The organism is Streptomyces sp. NPDC026206 (assembly GCF_040638465.1).
GTDB lineage: Bacteria > Actinomycetota > Actinomycetes > Streptomycetales > Streptomycetaceae > Streptomyces.
The window spans coordinates 639,709-660,261 of record NZ_JBEZYL010000002.1; the positions used below are offsets into that span (position 1 = coordinate 639,709).

At 70.5% G+C, this 20,553-nt stretch carries 9 protein-coding genes; 1 reads left to right on the forward strand and 8 read right to left on the reverse strand.

Going from position 1 to position 20,553, the window contains the following annotated elements; all coding sequences use genetic code 11:
• Positions 1 to 110 precede the first annotated feature (110 nt).
• Positions 111 to 1,238, reverse strand: a complete 1,128-nt coding sequence (locus AB0F13_RS06275; protein ID WP_362075964.1) for a PP2C family protein-serine/threonine phosphatase — start codon at positions 1,236 to 1,238, stop codon at positions 111 to 113.
• A gap of 170 nt (positions 1,239 to 1,408) precedes the next feature.
• On the opposite strand from AB0F13_RS06275, the gene AB0F13_RS06280 reads away from it, so the two are divergent.
• Positions 1,409 to 1,807: a DUF4440 domain-containing protein gene (locus AB0F13_RS06280; protein ID WP_362075967.1), complete on the forward strand. Its 399-nt coding sequence runs from the start codon at positions 1,409 to 1,411 to the stop codon at positions 1,805 to 1,807.
• Between the two features lie 135 nt (positions 1,808 to 1,942).
• On the opposite strand, the gene AB0F13_RS06285 is transcribed toward AB0F13_RS06280, so the two are convergent.
• The 7 genes from AB0F13_RS06285 to AB0F13_RS06315 all read right to left on the reverse strand — a co-directional run.
• Positions 1,943 to 3,100 carry an acyl-CoA dehydrogenase family protein gene (locus AB0F13_RS06285; protein WP_362075970.1) on the reverse strand — a complete coding sequence of 386 codons (1,158 nt, stop codon included), beginning with the start codon at positions 3,098 to 3,100 and terminating at the stop codon, positions 1,943 to 1,945.
• An 11-nt stretch (positions 3,101 to 3,111) separates the two neighbouring features.
• Positions 3,112 to 11,259 (reverse strand): type I polyketide synthase, encoded by an 8,148-nt coding sequence (locus AB0F13_RS06290; protein WP_362075973.1) that lies wholly within the window; start codon positions 11,257 to 11,259, stop codon positions 3,112 to 3,114.
• A gap of 207 nt (positions 11,260 to 11,466) precedes the next feature.
• The gene (locus AB0F13_RS06295; RefSeq protein WP_362075976.1) at positions 11,467 to 12,054 is read right to left on the reverse strand and encodes a DUF2867 domain-containing protein; all 588 of its coding nucleotides are present in this window, start codon (positions 12,052 to 12,054) and stop codon (positions 11,467 to 11,469) included.
• A gap of 86 nt (positions 12,055 to 12,140) precedes the next feature.
• A complete protein-coding gene (locus AB0F13_RS06300) occupies positions 12,141 to 13,490 on the reverse strand; it encodes a DHA2 family efflux MFS transporter permease subunit (protein ID WP_362075979.1) in 1,350 nt (449 codons plus the stop codon).
• A gap of 125 nt (positions 13,491 to 13,615) precedes the next feature.
• Positions 13,616 to 15,076 (reverse strand): cytochrome P450, encoded by a 1,461-nt coding sequence (locus AB0F13_RS06305; RefSeq protein ID WP_362075982.1) that lies wholly within the window; start codon positions 15,074 to 15,076, stop codon positions 13,616 to 13,618.
• 87 nt (positions 15,077 to 15,163) lie between these two features.
• Positions 15,164 to 16,573: an MFS transporter gene (locus AB0F13_RS06310; protein WP_362075985.1), complete on the reverse strand. Its 1,410-nt coding sequence runs from the start codon at positions 16,571 to 16,573 to the stop codon at positions 15,164 to 15,166.
• A partial coding sequence (locus AB0F13_RS06315; protein ID WP_362075988.1) for an SDR family NAD(P)-dependent oxidoreductase occupies positions 16,570 to 20,553 on the reverse strand: 3,984 nt, incomplete at its 5' end. The genes AB0F13_RS06310 and AB0F13_RS06315, both read right to left, overlap by 4 nt.

Genomic DNA, 20,553 nt, shown 5'->3' on the forward strand with positions numbered 1-20,553 from the left:
GGGCGGAGCCGGCGAGCTGTTTCACCGTGAAGTCAACGGCCGTGGCCAAAGTCCAGGTCCCCGCTCATCCGGCGGTTGTGAACGGCACCACCGGGTGGCCCTGGGCGCGTCTACCCGGACTTGGCCCGCTGGCCGTCAAGCGGGTCCGGAATTTCACGCAGGCGCACGGAGAGAGCGGCGATGTCGTCGTCGAGGTCTCCGCTGCTGTAGAGGAGGAGGTCGTGGTGGAGCCCGTCGAGCAGCTCGCGGGGGTGCACCGGGGTTTGCCGCCGCATCCAGTCCGCCAGGGGGAAGAACTCCCCGTTGCGGTCGCGGGCCTCCGTGACGCCGTCGGTATAGAGGAGCAACTGGTCGCCGCGGGCGAAGTCGAAGGTGTCGATGCTGTAGTGATCGCCGATCAGGTCCGCGAGGTTGAGAAGCGGCGAGGGAGCGGTGGGATGCAGGACGCGTAGCCCCTCCCGGCTGAGGAGCAGCGGTGGCGGATGCCCGCAGTTGAGGATTCTGACGAGGCCGTTCTCGTACGGGAGCTCGACGAGAACGGCGGTCGTGAAGCGCTCCATCAGGTCCTCAGGGGAGAACGCGGCGTTGTAACGGGTGCTGCTGGCCTCCAGGCGGCGTGCGATGCCGCCCAGACCGGGCTCGTCGTAGGCCGCCTCCCGGAAGGAGTTGACCACGGCTGCGGCCGCTCCCACCGCCGGCAGCCCCTTGCCCCGCACATCGCCGATGAGCAACCGGACCCCGAACCGCGTGTCGGCCACCTCGTAGAAGTCGCCACCGATACGGGCCTCCTTGGCGGCCGCGAGATACAGCGCCTCGATCTCGATGCCCCCGAAGCAGCGCGGCATCGGGCTCAGGACCACTTTCTGCGCCGCGTCGGCGACGAGCCGGACCTGGAAGAGGGCCTGCTCGCGCTGGAGCCGGACGTGACTTCCGTACGCGGCCGCCACGGTGACCGCGACGATGCCCGCCACCGTGTACCACGCCCCGAGGCCGGGGAACACGAGGCTGAGGCCGATCATGAGCAGAAAGCAGACCGTCCCCAGCAGCACGGTGGGAAGCACGGGCCACATGGCGGCCGCCAGAGCGGGGGCCGCGGGCAGGATGCGACTGAAGGCCATGTCCGGGGGCGTGGAGTACGCCAGGGCGGCGATGACCACGGTCAGGATCACCGGGGACAGCAGAACAAGGGACCACCGGCGGTGAGGACGGCGGAGCCGCGACTGTCCAGGCTTGACCATGACACATATCTTATCCGGGCAACATGGACATACATCCCTTTTTGGTCGGGGTGCCACCCCCTTGTTCCGAACATTTGTTCCCCAAAGGGCGAGACGTCATCTCGAACGCGGGTGCGATAACAGGTTCCGGGAGCGGGTCGGCGGAACGCGAGCCCTGTTACTGTCGCGCCATGTCCAAGGTCGAGATAGATGTGGTGACCGCCGAGTTCTACGGCGCCTTTGACAATCGGAGTGGCAAGGCTGCCGACGTGGCCCGGATCCGTCGGCTGGTTCTTCCGGGTGGCGTGATCGTCATGAGTGGCCCGGGGTTCACGGTCTACACGGTGGAGGAGTTCATCGAGCCTCGCCGGCGGCTGCTGGCCGACGGCCGGCTGGTCGAGTTCTCCGAGTGGGAGACCTCCGAACGGACCGAGATCGCGGGCGATATCGCGTCGCGGTTCGGCGAGTACCGCAAGTCCGGGATCCTGGACGGTGAGCCGTTCGAGGGAGGCGGGACCAAGACCTTCCAGTTCGTCCGCACCCCAGAGGGCTGGCGGATCGCGGCATTCGCCTGGCACGACCGGCCCTGACCGCAGGAGCGGTCGCTGCGGTGATGCCGGCTCGGCTTGATGCGGTGCGTCGAGCCGGCTCGGCCCAGCCGTGTCGTCAGCGGGCAGTTCACGGCCCCGGCCCCGACGGGGTCGGGGCCGGGGCCGGACTCATCGCTACGACCGGCGCGGTACCGGGATCACATAGCGGCCGAAGAGCAGCTCCCTCAGGACGTCGTCGCCGCCCTCGACGATCGAGACGTAGCGGATGTCCCGCAGCAGCTTCCCGATGGGCATCTCGTCGGTGTATCCGAGCCCGCCGAACATCTCGGAGCCGACGCCGGCTATGTCCCAGCCGGTCTGGCCGCAGAACACCTTGGCGGTCAGCGCCGCCTTCAGTGTGCCCTGCCGGGCGAACACGGCGGCCGCGTCGGGACCTTCCATGATTTTGTCGTAGTCACGGGCCGCCCTGAGGCAGTGGCTCTTCATGACGTCGATCTGCATCTCCATCTGCCCGAGCTTCTGAGCGAACACCGGGCTGTCGAGCAGGGTGCCGTCCCGGAACGGCTTGCTCTTGGCGTAGGTCATGCAGTGGTCACGGATCCGGCGAGCGATCCCGATCGCGGTCGCCGCGATCAGGATCCGGCTGGCGTTGAGGCCGATCTCCAGCAGCCGGAGCCCGGAACCCTCCAGCCGGTTGGCGGCGGGCACCCGGCAGTTGTCCAGCTTCACCTGGTAGGTGTGCGAGGCCCGCAGGCCGTTGACGTCCCACCGCTTGACGATCTCGACTCCAGGCGTGTCCCGCGGCACCAGAACGGCGTGGTGCGTTTCCGGATCGTCCGCCGCCCTGGCGATGACGACCAGGAAGTCCGCGAAATCGGTATTGGTGGAGAAGAACTTCTCTCCCGTGACGACCAGTTCGTTCCCGTCCCGGGCGACCACCGTCTCGATCTTGTTGAGTTCACTGCCCGCGGTACGCTCGCTGCCCAGGGCGGCGCAGAAGGATCCGTTGGCCGCCATGGGTGCCAGGTAGCGGGCCTTCAGTTCGTCGGATCCGTAGAGCTGCACCATGCTGGTGCCCAGGACCGAGATGAACAGCGTGAAGGCCACACCGGCGTCACCGTAGGCGATCTCGTTGACGATCTCGACGCTGTCCTCGAGGCCGATCCCACGGCCGCCGAACTCCTCGGGCAGCCACCAGTTCGCGAGTCCGGTCTCGCGGAACTTGCCGTAAAGCTCCAGGGGCTTCTCCGACAATGTGTCCAACTGTGGGTCACCGGCGACGAGTTCGTTCTTGACGAACTGTCGGACGGTCTTCAGGTCTTCGGGTTTCATTGTCCCACCACTCACTCGAAAGCACGCTGGATGAGGTTCTCGACGTCCATGGCGTCGATCTCGTCATCCACCTCGTCCGCTATCAGGTCCTCGTCGTTGTCCTGCGGTTCCGCGTCGAGCGCGTCCTCGGGGAACAGCAGCTCCCGCAGGCGTCCCGCCAGTGCCGCCGGGGTCGGGTAGTTGAAGATCACCGTCGCGGGGATCTGCACCCCCGTGTCCTTCTTGACCTCGTTGCGGAACTCCACTCCGCTCAGGGAGTCGAAGCCGATCTCCTTGAAGGACAGCTCGGCGTCGATGTCGTCGGCGGACGGGTAGCCCAGCACCGTCGCCGCGGTGGTGAGCAGCAGTTCCACCAGTTCGTTCAGCTGCTCGTCGACGTCCAGCCCCGCCAGGCGCTGGACGAGTGCCGGCTCGGCCGGTTCCCCGGCAGGCTTGCGCCGCGGCTCGACCATGCCGCGCAGCAGCGCGGGCACGGTTGCCAGTTCCCGCAACGCGGCCTTGTCGAGCACGGTGGGCACCGCCAGCGCCGCATCCAGCGCGAGCGCCGCGTCGAACAGTGCGGTCCCCTTCCCGGCGGCCAGCGGCACCATGCCGTTGCGCCGGAACCGCGCCAGGTCGGCCTGGCCGAGCTCGCCCGCCATACCGAGTTCCCACGGGCCCCACGCCAGCGAGATCGCCGGCAGTCCGGCGGCCTTGCGGTGCGCGGCCAGGGCGTCGAGGAAGGTGTTGGCGGCGGCGTAGTTCGCCTGGCCGGCAGTGCCGATCGCCCCGGCGACGGACGAGTACAGGACGAACGCCGACAGACCCAGCTCCTCGGTCAGTTCATGCAGGTGCCAGGCGGCGTCGACCTTCGGCCGGAGCACCCGGTCCAGCTGGTCGGCCGTCAGCTTCTCCGCGGCACCGTCGTCGAGCACACCCGCCAGGTGGACGACCGCGGTCAGCGGCGCCTCCGCCGGGATCCCGGCGATCCGCTCGGCCAGCGCGGCACGGTCGGCCACATCGCAGACGGCCTGGGTGACCTCGGCGCCGAGCGCGGTCAGTTCCGCGGCCAGCTCGGTCGCACCGGGCGCCGCCGTGCCCCGCCGGCTGAGCATCAGCAGGTGCCGCACCCCGTGCTCGGTCACCAGGTGCCGGGCGAACAGCGCGCCGAGCGCGCCCGTCGCTCCGGTGAGCAGCACCGTGCCCCGCGGGTCCCACTCCGGTCGTCCGGCCTGCGCCGGCGGTGCCGCGACCAGGCGCGGCACATACGCCACGCCCCGGCGGATCGCCACCTGCGGCTCGCCGGACAGATCCAGTGCGGTCAGCGCACGCTCGGATGCCTCGTGCCCGTCCGTGTCCACCAGGATGAACCGGTCAGGGTGTTCCGCCTGGACCGACCGCACCAGGCCCCAGACCGGGGCGCCGGACAGGTCGGGGGACTCGTCCTGGGCAACCGCCACCGCCTGGCGCGTCACGATCACCCGTCGGGTCTGGCGCTCGTCCTGCAGCCACTCCTGCACCAGGCCGAGCACCTCGTGGGCCGTGGCCCGGGCGGACGCGGGGACGTCCCCCGATCCGTCCGCGGCCACCCGCGTGAACTCCAGCTCCGGCGCCGGCCGGCCTGCGCCGGCGGGCTCGGGCAGCGGCGCCCAGTCCACCACGAACAGGGAGTCGGCCGCAGCGCCACCGGTCAGCTGCTCGACGGAGGCCGGCATCAGCGCCAGCGACTCGACGGACAACACCGGTGTGCCGCTGGGGCCGGTGATCCGCAGCGACACCTCATGGGTGTCCTTGCGCGCCACCCGGACCCGCAGTTCCCTGCCGGCCGGTGCCTGGAGCGACACCCCCGACCAGGAGTACGGCAGCAGCGTCCGGTCCGAGTCGGCCAGCAGCGACAGCATCGGGTGCAGGGCCGCGTCGAACAACGCCGGGTGGAGGATGAAACCGTCCGCGGCGCGCGGCACGTCGTCGGGCAGCCGTATCTCGCCGTAGACCTCGTTGTCCAGGCGCCACATGGCACGCAGCCCCTGGAAGGCCCGCCCGTACGCATAGCCGCGGCCGACGAGCTCCGGATAGAAGTCCGCCAGCTCCACCGGTGTGGCTCCCTCCGGGGGCCATACCTCGCAGGCGGCCGCGTCCGGCACCGCCGGGGTGGCGGCGGAGAGTGTGCCGGTCGCGTGCTGCGTCCAGGACGTCGCTCCCGCGGCTGCCGCACGGGAGTAGACGCCGATCTCACGCCGCCCCGAGTCATCGGCCGCGCCGCTGACGATCTGCAGCTGGACCGTGTCGTCGGCCAGGGTCAGCGGCGCCTGCAGGGTCAGTTCCTCGACACTCCCGCAGCCGGCGCCGTCCATGGCGTGCAGCGCCATCTCCAGGAAGGCCGCGCCCGGGAACACCGTGTTGCCGAAGATCGCGTGGTCGGCCAGCCAGGGATCGTCGGCCGGCGAGACCTGGCCGCTGAGCACCAGCTGGTCACCGACGGCGAGGTCGGTGGCGGCGGCGAGGAACGGGTGCTCGATCGCGGCGAGTCCCGCGCTGGTGAGATCGCCCCGTGCGGGGACCGGCTCCGCCCAGTACCGCTGCCGGTCGAAGGCATAGGTGGGCAGATCGACATGGTGCCCGGTGACGCCCAGGGTGGCCAGGTAGCCCCGCCAGTCGACCGGCACGCCCGCGACGTGCAGGCGCGCCAGTGCCTCGGCGACCGAACGCGCTTCGGACCGGCCCTTGCGGACCAGCGGGACCGCCGGCAGCTCCGGTGCGGTCCCGGCCAGGGTTTCCCGGGCCATGGCGGTCAGCACCCCGTCCGGACCGACCTCGACCAGGACATCGGCCCCGGCCGCGACCGTGGCGCGCACGCCGTCGGCGAAGCGCACCGCCTCGCGGACATGGCGCACCCAGTACTCCGGCTGCTGCAGCTCACCGTCTTCGGCCAGGCGGCCGGTCACGTTGGAGACGATCGCGATGCGCGGCGCCGCGTACGACACCGACCGCGCCACCTCCCGGAACTCCGCCAGCATCGGCTCCATCAGGGGCGAGTGGAACGCGTGCGAGACCCGCAGCCGTGTGGTCTTGCGGCCCTCGGCGGCGAACGCCGACTCGACCTCGGCGAGCACCTCCTCGGCGCCGGAGATCACCGTGGCGGTGGGGCCGTTCACCGCGGCGATCGAGGCGGATCCCTCGTAGCCCTTCAGCGCGGCGGCGACCGCCTCCTCGGCGGCCTGGACGGCCACCATCATCCCGCCCCCGGGCAGCGCCTGCATCAGGCGGCCCCGGGCGGCGACCAGCCGGGCCGCGTCGGCGAGCGAGAACACGCCCGCCACCTGCGCGGCGGCCAGTTCGCCGATCGAGTGCCCCATCAGGACCGAGGGGGCGACCCCCAGCGACTCCAGCAGCCGGAACGCCGCCACCTCGAAGGCGAAGAGCGCGGGCTGCGTCATCGCCGTCTCGTCGAGCAGCCGCGCCTGCTCCGAGCCCGGCTCGGCCGCCACCACACTGTCGAGCGGGTGTGCCAGCAGCGGATCGAGCTCGGTGCAGACCTCGCGCCACGCCCGGGCGAACACCGGGAAAGCGGCGATGAGGTCACGGCTCATGCCGAGCCGCTGGCTGCCCTGGCCGGAGAACAGGACGCCGACGTTCGGCGCGACCGCCGCACTGCCCGTGACCAGGCCCGGCGCCCGGCCGCCCGTCGCCAGCGCGTCCAGCGCGGACAGCAACTCCGCCCGCCCGGAACCCAGCAGCACCGCGCGGTGCTCCAGGTCCGTCCGGTCCGTGGCGAGGGAGAACGCCACATCGGCCACGCGCGGTGCCGGTTCGGCGGATACCGCCGTCCGCAGCCGCTCGGCCTGGCCCGTCAGCGCGTGGGCGCTGCGCGCCGACACCAGCCACGGCACGACACCCGCCGGCTCCTGTTCACCGGCCCGGTCCCGGGGCTCGTCGAGGTCGCCCTGCTCGATGATCACGTGCGCGTTGGTCCCGCTGATGCCGAAGGACGAGACACCGGCCCGCCGCGGCCGTTCGGCCTCCGGCCAGGCCTGCTCCTCGGTCAGCAGCTCCACGGCACCCGACGACCAGTCGATGTGGTGGGACGGCCGGTCGGCATGGAGCGTCCGGGGCAGGACACCGTGCCGCATGGCCATGATCATCTTGATCACGCCCGCGACACCGGCCGCCGCCTGGGTGTGGCCGATGTTCGACTTCAGCGACCCCAGCCACAGCGGACGCTCACGGTCCTCCCCATAGGTGGCCAGCAGTGCCTGGGCCTCGATGGGATCGCCCAGGCTGGTGCCGGTGCCGTGTGCCTCGACTGCGTCGACGTCCGCCGTGGACAGGCCCGCGGACGCCAGCGCCTGCCGGATCACCCGCTCCTGCGACGGGCCGTTGGGCGCGGTGAGCCCATTGGACTCGCCGTCCTGGTTGACCGCCGAACCGCGCAGCACCGCCAGCACCCGGTGACCGTTGCGCCGGGCGTCGGAGAGCCGTTCCAGCACCAGCACGCCCACGCCCTCGGACCAGCCGGTGCCGTCGGCCGCGTCGGAGAACGCCTTGCACCGGCCGTCGGCGGCCAGCCCGCCCTGCCGGGCGAACTCGATGAACATGCCGGGCGTCGACATCACCGTCACACCGCCCGCCAGGGCCAGGGAGCAGTCACCCGAACGCAGGGACTTGGCCGCCAGGTCCAGCGCCACCAACGACGACGAGCACGCCGTGTCGACGGTCACCGCGGGCCCTTCGAGGCCCAGGGTGTAGGCGATCCGGCCGGACACCACGCTGGAGGCGCTGCCGGTCAGGGCGTAGCCGCCGAGGTTCTCGGGCACGTCGTGCAGGCGCGGCAGGTAGTCCTGGCTCATGGCGCCCATGAAGACCGCCGTCCGGCTGCGGCGCAGCGCGGCCGGATCCTGACCGGCCCGTTCCAGCGCCTCCCAGGCCACCTCCAGCACCAGCCGCTGCTGCGGGTCCATCGCCAGCGCCTCGCGGGGGCTGATGCGGAAGAAGCCGGCGTCGAAGTCCCCGGCACCGGCCAGGAAGCCGCCCCGGCGCGGGAAGTCCGCGCCGGACTCCAGGCGCCAGCCACGGTCCTGCGGGAAGCCCGTGATCGCGTCCGCGCCCTCGGAGACCAGCCGCCACAGGTCCTCCGGCGAGGTCACCCCACCGGGGAACCGGCAGCTCATGCCGACGATCGCGATCGGGTCACCGGTGACCACGGCGGCCGCCTCGTCCGGGCGCCGGTCCGTACCGGGTCCGGCCAGCTCCGCACGCAGGTGCTGGACGAGCGCGTTGGGGGTGGGGTAGTCGAACAGCAGCGAGGTCGGCAGCCGCAGTCCCGCCGCGGTGCCCAGCCGGCTGCTCAGCTCCACCGCCGTCACCGAGTCGAAGCCGAGCTCCTTGAACGTGCTGTCGGCTTCCACCAGCCTCGGGTCGGCGAGCCCGAGCACGGCCGCCGTGTGGGAGCGGACCAGCCTCCACAGCTCCTGGTCGGACAGCCGGGCGGACTCCGCCGCCGGGGCCGCCGCGGAATCCGCGGGCGCGGCGTCGGCCGACGGCAGGGCGCGCGGCTCCCCGCGCTCCCCGGTGACCCAGAACCTCTCCCGCTGGAAGGCGTAGGTGGGCAGCTCCACACGGCGGGAGCCCTCCAGGAGCGGCCGCCAGTCCACGGCGACGCCCTGGGTGTACAGCTCGGCCATGGACAGCAGCAGCCGGCGGGGTTCGTCCTCCCGCCTGCGCAGCGTGCCCTGGACCAGCGCGGTGTCCACGGTGTCGGAAATGGCCATGGTCAGCGTCGGGTGCGGGCTGAGCTCCAGGAACAGCGTGTGGCCCGCGTCGGCCAGCGCCTGGACGGTCTCGTGGAGCCGCACCGTCTGCCGCAGGTTGCGGTACCAGTACTCGGCGTCCAGCTCCCTGACGTCCACCCGGCCACCGGTGACCGTGGAGTAGAAGGCGATGCCGCTGTCGGTGGTCGCGACGCCGTCGGCGACCCGCAGCATCTCGTCCCGGATCGCTTCCACCTGTGCGGAGTGGGAGGCGTAGTCGATCGGTACGATCTTGGCGCGGATGCCGCGCTCCCGGCACCGGGCCACCGCCGCGTGCACCGCGTCGACCTCCCCGGCGACCACGACCGAGTTGGGGCCGTTCACCACGGCGACCGAAACCCCGTCGTGGTCCACCTCCTCGGCGGGCATCGCCAGCGAGGCCATCGCGCCACGGCCGGAGAGCCCGGAGTTGATGGCCAGGCTGCGGCTGACCACCAGCCGCAGCCCGTCGGGCAGGGAGACGATGCCCGCCGCGCACGCGGCCGCGATCTCGCCCTGCGAATGCCCCACGACGGCATCCGGCACCAGGCCGACCGAGCGCCATACCTCGGCCAGGGACACCATCACCGCGAACAGCGCGGGCTGCACCACGTCCACGCGCTCCAGCGCGGCCTCGTCATCGAGGACATCCCGCAGCGACCAGTCCACCAGGTCGTCCAGCAGCCGCTCGCACTCCGCCATCCGGGCGGCGAACACCGGGGAGGAGTCCCACAGGCCACGGGCCATGCCGACCCACTGGGAGCCCTGGCCCGGGAACACCCACACCGCACCGGGCCGAGCGGTCACGGAACCGGTCACCACGTGCGCCGACGGTTCTCCCGCCGACAGCGCCGACAGGCCGGCCAGCAGCTCGGCGCGGTCCGCGGCCACCACGACCGCCCTGTGCTTCAGCGCCGACCGGGTGGTCACCGCGGAGTGGCCGACATCCGCCGGGCGCAGCCCGGGACGGGACTCCACCCAGTCCTTCAGCCGCCCGGCCTGGGCGCGCAGCGCCGCCGCGGACCTGGCCGAGACCACCACCGGTACGGGGCCGGAGAGCTCGGGTCCGGCAACCTCCGCCGGTGCGGCGGTGTGGGCGCCGACCACCAGGTGGCAGTTGGTGCCGCCGACGCCGAACGAGCTGACGCCGGCGAGCCGGCGGCCCTCGGGCCACGGACCGGTGGCGTCGTTCACCCGGAGCTTCCACTGCTCCATGGGGATCGACGGGTGCGGCTCGGCGAAGTTGAGGCTGGCGGGGAGAGCCCCGTGCTTCATCGCCAGCGCGACCTTGATCAGCCCGATGACACCCGCGGCGGCGTCGAGGTGGCCGATGTTCGTCTTGACCGACCCGACGAGCAGCGGCTGCCCGGCCTCGCGGCCGGAGCCGAACACCGCGCCGAGCGCGCCGGCCTCGACCGGGTCGCCCGCCTTCGTTCCGGTGCCGTGCAGCTCGACGTACCGCACGTCACCGGGTTCGACCCCGGCCCGGGCGTACGCCTCCCGCAGCAGGGCCTGCTGTGCGTCGCTGTCGGGCACGGTCAGGGCCTGGCCGTCGCCGTCGTGGTTCACCGCCCCGCCGAGCAGCACACAGTAGACGGGGTCGCCGTCGGCGACCGCGTCCGACAGCCGCTTGAGGACGACCACTCCGGCGCCCTCGCCCCGGACGAAGCCATTGGCCCGCTCGTCGAAGGTGTAGCTGCGGCAGTCCGGGGACAGCGCGCCCGCCCGTGCGAAGGCGACCGTGCTCTCCGGCACCAGGTTCAGGTGCACACCGCCGGCCAGGGCCACCCGGGCGCCGCCGGAGAGCAGGCTCTCGCACGCCATGTGCACGGCGACCAGCGACGAGGACTGCGCGGTGTCCACCGTGACGCTCGGCCCGTGGAGGCCGAGTTGGTGGGAGACCCGGTTGGCGATCACGCCCCGGCTCAGCCCGGCCAGCGAGTGGTGGGACACCGCGTCCAGGCCGTGGCGGTGGACGAGCGAGGCGTAGTCGTCGCCCGTGGCGCCCAGGAAGACCGCGGTGGAGCTGCCGCGCAGGTTCTCCGGTGCGGTACGGGCGTCCTCCAGCGCCTCCCAGCTCAGTTCGAGGGCCAGGCGCTGGCGCGGGTCCATGGCCACGGCCTCGCGCGGGGAGATGCCGAAGAACCCGGCATCGAAGTCGGCGACGCGGTCGAGGAAGCCTCCCCGGCGGAACTGTGCCAGCTCCGGGATGTCGTACCCGCGGTCCGCGGGCGCATCGGTGATCGCGTCGGTACCGTCGCTCAACAGCCGCCAGAAGGCAGCTGGGTTGTCGGCCCCCGGGACCCGGCACGACATCCCGATTACGGCAACAGCACGCTCGTTCATCGGAGTCCTCCGGCCATCGGGCCCTCGCCCGGCCTCATTCACCTGCATAACTTTCAGACCTTCCCAACCCGCAAAAAGTAAGCTTCGAATGCAGGATCACCGAGGCTCACGAACAGAAACAGCTCTTACAGAAAGGTTCTTACAGAGTCGACTTCAACGGATCGCGTACCGTCGCCAAAGAATCCGGGCGGCGATGCACGCCGCCGGGGTGTGCCCGACGGCGCATGCGTCGCGGGCACACCGGAACCGCATGGACTAACCTGCGGTCCGGCCGACGTTGCGGCGCTGCCAGTCCTTGGCGAGCGACCGCATGATCGGCGGGTACACGAGCCAATACCGGAACGGCTTGATCCCGGCCATGTACGCCTTCCCGAACAGGCCATTGGGCTTCACCAGCACGGCCATCTCGGCGTGGTGGCCGCCGGCTCCGTCCGAGACCCAGCCCATGTGCATCACCGCGTGACAGGTGCGGTTGGCCAGCTCGGCCGCCCACTCGTCGTCCGTCAGATACAGCGAGGTGAACACGCCGAAATCGGGTCCACGCGGCCCGGTACGGAGATCTTCGGGCACTCGGTCCCGCAGCGACGCCACCCGGGAGTCCAGGCCTCCGTCGGTTTTGTCCAAGCCGAACAGCGCCCCGAGCTTCCAGCGAATTGCGAACAACGCATCCGCTATGACGGAGCCCTTCGATCTGGAATCGTCCGAGTAGATCTCCACAAAGCGACCGAATTCATCGGGACCGCCGGGTGTGGGCAACGCCCACACGTCCTCGAGCACAAAGTCACCCACCAACTCGTGGATGCGCCACGGCCGAGCGGTGTGTGCGGTGTTCGGTAACCTCATCTGCGGTCCCTTCGCCTCTGGTCAACGACCCGGAAACGGGTTATGCGACACAGCTGCCAGCGCGGGCTGTGCCCCCTGGTGGCAATCTACGCCTCGACAACTTCCGTCTGCCGCTTGGGTATCACCAGTCCGGCGACCGCTCCGACGAGTGCCAGTGCCGCGGCCGTGGCGATCGCCGCACTGAACCCGTCGCTGAACTGTTTCGCCGATCCATAGCCGCCGACAGTGGCGAAAACCGATACCGAAACCGCGATACCGAAGACGCCGCCGAGCTGACGCATGGTGGTGGACGTCCCCGACGCCGCACCGACGGCCGCCGGCGGAACGGAGGAGAACACCGTCGCCATCACCGCCGGAACCGCCAGCGCGATGCCGGCGCCGCTGATCACGAACGGAGCAACCATTTCCACGTAGGTCATGTCCGGGGTCGCAATGAGTGCGATCCAGCCGGACGCGATCGCCTGCAGGAGCAATCCCGCCACCACCAGCGGACGTTCACCGAAGCGGGTCACCAGCCGCCCCGCGATCGGAGAGCCGATGAAGACCGCCACGGTCCACGGCGCGAGCCGGAGACCGGTGGCAAGGGCATCGTAATGCAGGGCGGTCTGCAGGAACTGTGCGAAGAAAAACACACCGGACATCGCACAGCCGAACAGCAGGAACATCGCCGAGTTACCGGCCGAGAACGCCCGCGACCCGAAGAACCGAATGGGCAACAACGGCTCGGGCGTGCGCAGTTCCCACCATACGAATCCGGCCACCGCGGCCGCGCCCATCACAAACCCGCCGACCACCTCGACACTGGACCAGCCCGCCTCGTTGCCGCGCACGAAACCCCACACCAGCCCGAACGCCGCCACGGTGGCCAGCACCACACCGCCGATATCGAAGCGGCGTGCGTCACCGGTGCTCTCGGTGAGCCGGGTGAGGATCAACGGAAGCAGCACCATCCCGACCGGGATGTTGATCCAGAAGATCCACTGCCAGGCCACATTCTGAACGACGACGCCTCCGACGATCGGCCCGACCAGCGTCGCCAGGCCTGTCACCGCCCCGAACACGCCCAGGGCCTTCGGCCGCTCCTGCGGACCGAACGCAGCACCCAGCAGTGCCTGCGCGACCGCCATCACGCCCGCTCCGCCGACACCCTGAGCAACGCGCGCGGCGATGAGCCAGCCGATGCCGGGAGCGAGCGCACACGCCACCGAACCCACAGTGAACACCACGAGCCCCATGGCGAATACGCGCCTGCGGCCGTACCGGTCGCCCAGCGCCGTACCCGCCATCAGCAGCACCGCGAAGGCCAGGGTATAGGCGTTGACGGTCCATTCCAGTTCCTCGACGGACGCGTTCAGATCGAGCCGGATCGCCGGCAGCGCCGTCATCACCACCATCGAATCCAGAGCGGTCATCAATGCTGCCAGCGAGGTCAGCACCAGTACCCACCGCTGCTTAGAAGTCATTTCTGATGTTTCCCATACTTCCCGATAGCTGATTCGTTGGTCGCGGGGCGCTGCTGTGGGCCCGGGGACCACCCGGTGAGGCAATCTGCTGGTCTTTCCTAGCTGTTGACCAGCTCCGCCTTCCGCACCCGCGGCCGGAACACGAGGCGGGCACCGGTGTCCGGCACGAGAACGATGCCGCGTCCATGCAGCTCGGCCGGCCGCGGGTTGGCCCGGTGGAGCTCGCAGGTCATCAGCACCTCGCGGAGGACCGCCTTGAGCTCGACCATCGCGATGCGATCGCCGAGACAGCGGGTGGCACCGCCGCCGAAGGGGATCCAGGTGTGATTTCCGGGGTTGACGCCCAGGAAGCGCTCGGGCCGGAACACATGCGGTTCCGGGTAGCGGGACGGGTCATGGTTCACCAGATAGGCGTTGGCCCACAAGCGCGCACCGGGCTCGTAGCGGACGCCGCCGATCTCGATCGGTTTCACCACTTCGCGGGTGATGATGTGGGTGAGCGGCGGCCGCATCCGCAGCACCTCATTGATGACCGCGGTGAGGTAGGTGTCTTCCGTGCCCTCCTCCAGCTCGGCGATCAGCCGGTCGCGCACCTCGTGTTCGAGGCTCAAGAACTCAAGAGCCCAGCTGACGGTCGCCGCGACCGTCTCGGTGCCCGCGAGGAAGATGGTCATCATCTCGTCGCGCATCTCCGAGGCACTGAGCAGCGAGCCGTCCTCGTGGGTGATGCCGAGCATCAGAGAGAGCATGTCGTCGCCGAGTTCGCCGGCATCCATCCGCTCCTTGACGGCCTCGGCGAGCAGCGCGTCGGCGCGCTTGCGGTGCTCGATGAAGTGGCCCAGGCCCACCGGCGGGATGGCCGCGAGCGCACGCACCACACCGGGCCGCATCCGGTGCGGCATGAGGATGCCCGCCGGGCGGCGGTTGACCCGCATCATCTTCATGAGCACTTCGAACAGCTCGTTCCAGCGCGACGGAACCACCGGCCCGAAGATCACCTCGCGGATGACTTCCATCGTGAAGATATGGGCCCGCGGGTGCACCCAGAGGGCCTGCTCACGCGGCCAGGCGGCGATATCCCGCTGGATCCGGGCGTTGATCGACGCCTCGATGCGCTTCAGCGACGTCCCCTTGAAGCTCGGCATCAGTTGCTTGCGCCGAACCTTGTGCTCGTCCTCGTCGAGCCATGCCAGCCCGGTCTGGCCGGTGAACTTCTCGATGGCGTGGTTGCTGTTCCCGGTGTGGATGACATCGCGAGGCGCCATGAACATCGCCCGCACCTCGTCCGGATCCGAGAGCATGTAGAGCCGGGAGTTGGGCATGATGCTCACCTTGTACCGGCTGCCGTACCGATTGCGGCACCAGTCGGCGAATTTCGTCGGGCGCTTCCGGAGAATCGCCAGCTGCACCGGTGTGGGGATCTTCGGCCCCGTCAGCGCCGTTTCGGGGATGACGGTCCGCGCGGGCTCGGCGCCGTGGCCGACCGGGCACCGGGCGGCTTCCGCAGACGCCGTGTCCCCGGTGGCACCGCCCGCGCCGTGCGGCGAACCGTGAGTCATGTCGTGCGCTTCCATTTCACTCTCCGTGATCGGTGGTTGGCATGGGTGTCCGCCCTTGCGGCGGATCCGCTCGCGGAATCCGGCCGGTCATGTGAGCCGCGCCGGTACTTCCTCGCGCCGGGCATCCGCGCCGGCCACCGCCGGAGGCCGGTCCGCTTTGATCGCGAACAGCGCGAGGCCGGTGGCGAGGCCGCAAACCGCCATGAGCAGGAAGACGCTGCGGAAGGATGCGGCGTCCGGACGAACAGCGACGAAGGCCGCGGTCACCGCGACACCGATGGCGATCCCGACCTGCCGGCACATCCACGCCATGGCGGTGCCGGTGGCGAAGCGCTCGGTCGGCAGTGCCGTCGTGGTCGCCATGGACCAGGCCGGCATGACAAGGCCGACAGCCAGCCCGCCGATGGCCATTCCCGGGAGAAAACCGGTCACGTAATCCGAGCTGTCGTCCAGCATGACCGCCCACCACAGACCCGAGGCCGCGAAGACGACACCACCGATCAGCCCGGTCACACGGACACCGAACCGGGCCGTGAGCATGGTGCCCGACGCGGCGAGAGCCGTCGCCATCACCGGCCCCGGCAGGAATTCCAGCGCGGCGCGCACCACCGAGTGGCCCCACACCTCCGTCAGGAACAGCGTGGTACCGGTCATCGTGACGCCGAACCCGACGTTGAACAACAGCGTGGCGAGATTGCCGAGCGCCACGGAACGTATCCGCAAAAGGGCGGGCTCGATGACGGGAGCGGGATGGCGGAATGCGCGACGCACGATGAACGCGATGCCGAGAATGCCCAGGGCGATCAGGCTGAGCACGCGGAGACCACCCCACCCCCAGGTGGGGCCCTGCACGATTGCGGCGACGACCACCGCGATGGTGGCCGCGAGCACCAGGGCGCCGAGCACATCCTGCGCCGAACGCCGGTCCTCACGGACCTCCGGCACCGTTTTCCAGCCGAGGTATGTCGCTACCGCCCCGATCGGAATGTTGATGATGAACACCCAGCGCCAGTCGAACTGCACGCACACCGCGCCGATCAGCGGCGCGAAGACGGCGCCGACACCGGACATCGACGTCCACAACGCGATCGCGGTGCGGCGCTTTTCCGGCGGGAAGAGGGCGAGCAGCAGACCGAGGGACGTCGGCATCATCAATGCTCCGCCGGCGCCCTCCAGGACCCGTGCCGCTATGAGCGCGCCGAGCGTAGGAGCGGCGGCGCAGGCCAGCGACGCCACGGTGAACAGCACCAGGCCGATCATGAACACCCGCTTGCGCCCGGCCTGGTCCGCCCATCGGCCGCTGGGTATCAGGAATGCGGCGAGCGTAATCGCGTAGGCATTCAGCACCCAGGACAGAGAGGTCAGGCTCGACGACGGAAACGAGCGCTCGAAGTCGGGTATCGCGATATTGACGATGACGGCGTCGAGGCCGGCGAGGAAGACACCGACGAGGACAACCGCAACGGCAATGCCTCGTTGAGAGAGGGAACGGCTCATGCCTGGAGCCACCTTTCGATGACGTCCGCGGTCTCCGTGGCCGCGGACTCGACCAGGGCCAGGTGGTCGGCGGCGATCTCGACCTGGTCGTCGCACACCTCCCAGACGGGCCAGTCGGCCGGACCGTCTCCGCCGAGCGCCACGGTCGCCCGGACCAGCAGGGTCGGGGTGTCGATCCGGGCGTGACGCCGGTCGCGGGCCAGGCGACTGTAGATGCCCATGCCGAGCCAGTTGGCGTCGTCGATCACCATGGCGCGCTGCTCGTTCTCGAACATCGCGGTGGTCACCGCGGAGAACGCCCGGTCGATCGCCGCGTCCTGCTCGGGCGTGGGGGTATCGATCAGGACAACGCCTGCCGCGGCATTGCCCGCGGCCTCGAGCGCGGCGGCCAGGGAGTGCGCGATGAGACCACCGGCCGAATAGCCGGCCAGAACGAAGGGAGCGTCGCCGACGGCCCGGAGTATCGAGCCCGCCATGGCCTCGATCGCCGCTTCCCAGGATCCCGGCACCGGATCGGTGCCGCGAAATCCCGGGAGCGAACAGGCGAAGACGTCCCGCACCCCGTCGTAGCGAGCGGCGAACCGCATGAACTGATGCGGACCGGAGCCGACCACGTACATGAAGGACGGTACGCAGACGAGCTTCGGCAACCCTGGCCCCGAGGCGAGCTGCACAACGTATCCGTCGTCGCCCTCCAGCTCGGCGGACGACGCGAAGGAGGGCCGGAACCGCGATGCCTCACCGAGCCACTGCCACGCGTCCGTCATCGTCCCTTCCGCGTAGGCCTGGCCGAGCAGCGCGGCGAGTGTTCCGTGGCCGTTGCGGCCCACGGACGCGATGGCGTCATGGCGAGGCGCCGGCAATCCGTCCCCGAGCATCTCGAAGAGCATCTTCGCGGCCGCCGCCGAAGTCGGGTGGTCGAAAATGAAGGTGGTCGGCAACCGCAACCCGGTGGTCCGAGTCAACCGGTTGCGCAACTCGACCGCCCCCAGGGAATCCAGTCCCAGCTCCTGGAAAGCCCGGTCCGGATCGACCGCCGCAGGGGAGGCATGCCCCAGCACGGCCGCCACCTGCCCCCGCACCAGCTGGAGGACAACCTGATCCCGCTCTTCCTCCGCCACCGCGGCCAGCCGCTGTGCCAGCGACCCACCCGCCGATTCCGTCCGCCGCGCCGGTTCCCGCACCAACCCGCGCAACAGCGCCGGCAGCATCCCGGCCCGTGCCTGCGCCCGCAGTGCGGCCGGCTCCAGCCCGACCGGCACCAGCAGCGCCGCATCCAACCCCAGCGCCTGATCGAACAGCTTGAGTCCGAGCTCGGCCGACAGCGGTGCGACACCCATCCGCTCCATGCGCGCGCGATCGGCCGCACCGAACTCACCGGTCATCCCGGTCGCATCGGCCCACACACCCCACGCCAGCGAACTGACCGGCAGCCCTTCGGCGCGCCGTTGTGTCGCGAGCGCATCGAGGGCCGCATTGGCGGCGGCGTAGTTGCCCTGCCCCGGATTGCCGAACAGCGTCGCCGCCGAGGAGAACAGCACGAACGCCGACAGGTTCATCCCGGCGGTGAGCTCGTGCAAGTGCCACGCTGCATCGACCTTGGGACGCATCACCCGCTCGACCTGCTCAGCGGTCAGCGACTCGACGACACCATCGTCGAGCACACCCGCCGCATGCACGACCGCCGTGAGCGGCCGGTCCAAGGTGTCGAGGACTGCGGAAAGCCGGGTGTGATCGGTGACATCGCACGCGGCCACCTGAACCTTGGCACCAAGGGCCTCGAGCTCCGCGACCAAGTCCTGCACACCGTCGGCGGCAGGGCCACGACGGCTCACCAGCACCAGATGCTTCGCACCATGCCGCTCGGCCAGGTGGCGGGCGAACAGCCCGCCCAGACCACCCGTACCACCAGTGATCAGCACAGCGCCGTCCGGATCCAGCGTGCGGGTCGACGGCTCCGCCGACGCACGCGTCAGCCGCGGCGCCAGCAACCGCCCCTTGCGCACGGCGATCTGCGGCTCGTCGAGATCGAGCAGCGCGCCCCACTCCGGCTCGTCGCCGTTGTCGAGGTCGACGAGCAGGAAGCGGCCCGGGTGCTCGGACTGGGCAGTGTGCACAAGACCCCACACCGCCGCCTGCGTCACGTCCGACGTCTCGTCGTCCACGGCGACCGCATTGCGGGTCACCACCGTCAGCACCGTCCCGGTCAGCGCCTCGCTCGCCAGCCACCGCTGGATCAGCTCCAGCGCCTGCCAGGCAGTCGCCCGCGCAGACTCCGCCGGATCACCGGCCCCGGCCGGGGCCGCGACAACAACCGCATCCGGGACCGCAGCACCCTCAGCGAGCGCCTTCTCCAGCGCGTCCAGATCCGCGAGCCGCTCACCCGAAGCGGCCGGCTCACCGAGGGACACCGGCTCACCGAGGAACACCACCCGCGCCGGCTTCGAGGGCCCGGCCGCGACGGAGACCCAGTCGAGCTGGAACAGCGAACTCTGCCCGCTCCGGCTCGCAGCCTCCAGCTCCGCCTGCTCCACCGGACGGAACGCGAGCTCGCTCACGCTCACCACCGGTTCGCCGGTCTCACCGACCACATCGATCCGGACCGCGGAGTCACCGGCCGGGCAGATCCGTGCTCGCACTCGCGAGAGTCCCGTCTGCCCGAGCCGTACTCCCGACCAGGAGTACGGGAGGTCCACGGACGATCCCGGGTCCTTGTCCAGCATTCCGCCGTGGAGGGCGGCGTCGAACAGCGCCGGATGGACACCGAATCCGTCGGCTCCGGCGTCGTCGGGCAACGCCACCTCGGCGTAGACCTCGTCACCGGAGCGCCATGCGGCCCGTACGCCCTGGAACAGCGGCCCGTGGTCCAGGCCGAGGTCGGCCAGCCGCGCATGGAGATCCTCGACGTCGACCGGTTCGGCGCCGGCCGGCGGCCACTGCACCGGGAGCGGCGCCGACGGCTCCGCGTCCCCGGCCGCCAGCCAGCCGCGGGCGTGACGCGTCACCTCCTGCAGCGCTTCCTCACCACCGGTTTCCGGGCGCGAGTAGATGGCCACCTCGCGGCGGCCGTCGGCACCGGCCTGGCCGACGGTGACCTGAACCTGAACCGCGACACCGTCCTCCAGCAGGAGCGGCGCATCCCGCACCAGTTCGTCGAGCACGGGACTGGCGACCTGCCGACCCGCAGTGAGTGCCAGCTCGACGAGTGCGGTGCCCGGTACGACGATGTTGCCCAGGAGAACGTGCTCGGCGACCCAGGGCTGGGTCTCGGTGGACAGGCGGCCCGTGAACACCCATTCGTCCCGGTCCCCGATGTGGACGGCACCGGCCAGAATCGGGTGCTCGACCCGGCCCAGCCCGGCCGCGGTCGCGTCTGCGGTGCCGGTGTTGGGCGCCAGCCAGTACCGCTCGTGCTGGAAGGCGTAGGTGGGTAGCGCGACGTGCTCGGCGCCGGTGCCGGCGTAGTAGGCCGGCCAGTCCACGCCGACTCCGGCGAGGTGGGCCTGGCCGAGGAACCCGGCGAAGGTCTCGGCTTCGGGGCGCCGGGCGCGCAGCGCCGATGCGAAGACCGTGCCGTCCTCGTCGTCCAGGCACTGCCGGGCCATGGCGGTCAGTACCGCGTCCGGTCCCAGTTCCAGGTAGCGGCGAACGCCCAGGCCGTAGAGGGTCTGTATGCCGTCGGCGAAGCGCACGGCCTGCCGTACGTGCCGCACCCAGTACTCCGGGTCCGTCACCTCCGACGATGCCAGTTTGCCGGTGACGTTGGAGACGATGGGGATCTGTGGTTCGTTGAAGTGAAGGCCGGCTGCTACCTGGCGGAACTCTTCCAGCATGGGTTCCATGCGGGGGGAGTGGAAGGCGTGGGAGACCCGCAGTCGTGTGGTTTTGACGTCCTTCCACTGCGGCAGCCATTCCTCCGCGGCCTGCGTGTCACCGGAGACGACGACCGCGCGGGGTCCGTTGACGGCAGCGATTTCCAA

Bases quoted from the DNA above. Each gene is read 5' to 3' on its own strand.
- AB0F13_RS06275 (WP_362075964.1), bottom strand. From the start codon at position 1,238: ATGGTCAAGCCTGGACAGTCGCGGCTCCGCCGTCCTCACCGCCGGTGG.
- AB0F13_RS06280 (WP_362075967.1), top strand. From the start codon at position 1,409: ATGTCCAAGGTCGAGATAGATGTGGTGACCGCCGAGTTCTACGGCGCC.
- AB0F13_RS06285 (WP_362075970.1), bottom strand. From the start codon at position 3,100: ATGAAACCCGAAGACCTGAAGACCGTCCGACAGTTCGTCAAGAACGAA.
- AB0F13_RS06290 (WP_362075973.1), bottom strand. From the start codon at position 11,259: ATGCAGGTGAATGAGGCCGGGCGAGGGCCCGATGGCCGGAGGACTCCG.
- AB0F13_RS06295 (WP_362075976.1), bottom strand. From the start codon at position 12,054: ATGAGGTTACCGAACACCGCACACACCGCTCGGCCGTGGCGCATCCAC.
- AB0F13_RS06305 (WP_362075982.1), bottom strand. From the start codon at position 15,076: ATGACTCACGGTTCGCCGCACGGCGCGGGCGGTGCCACCGGGGACACG.
- AB0F13_RS06310 (WP_362075985.1), bottom strand. From the start codon at position 16,573: ATGAGCCGTTCCCTCTCTCAACGAGGCATTGCCGTTGCGGTTGTCCTC.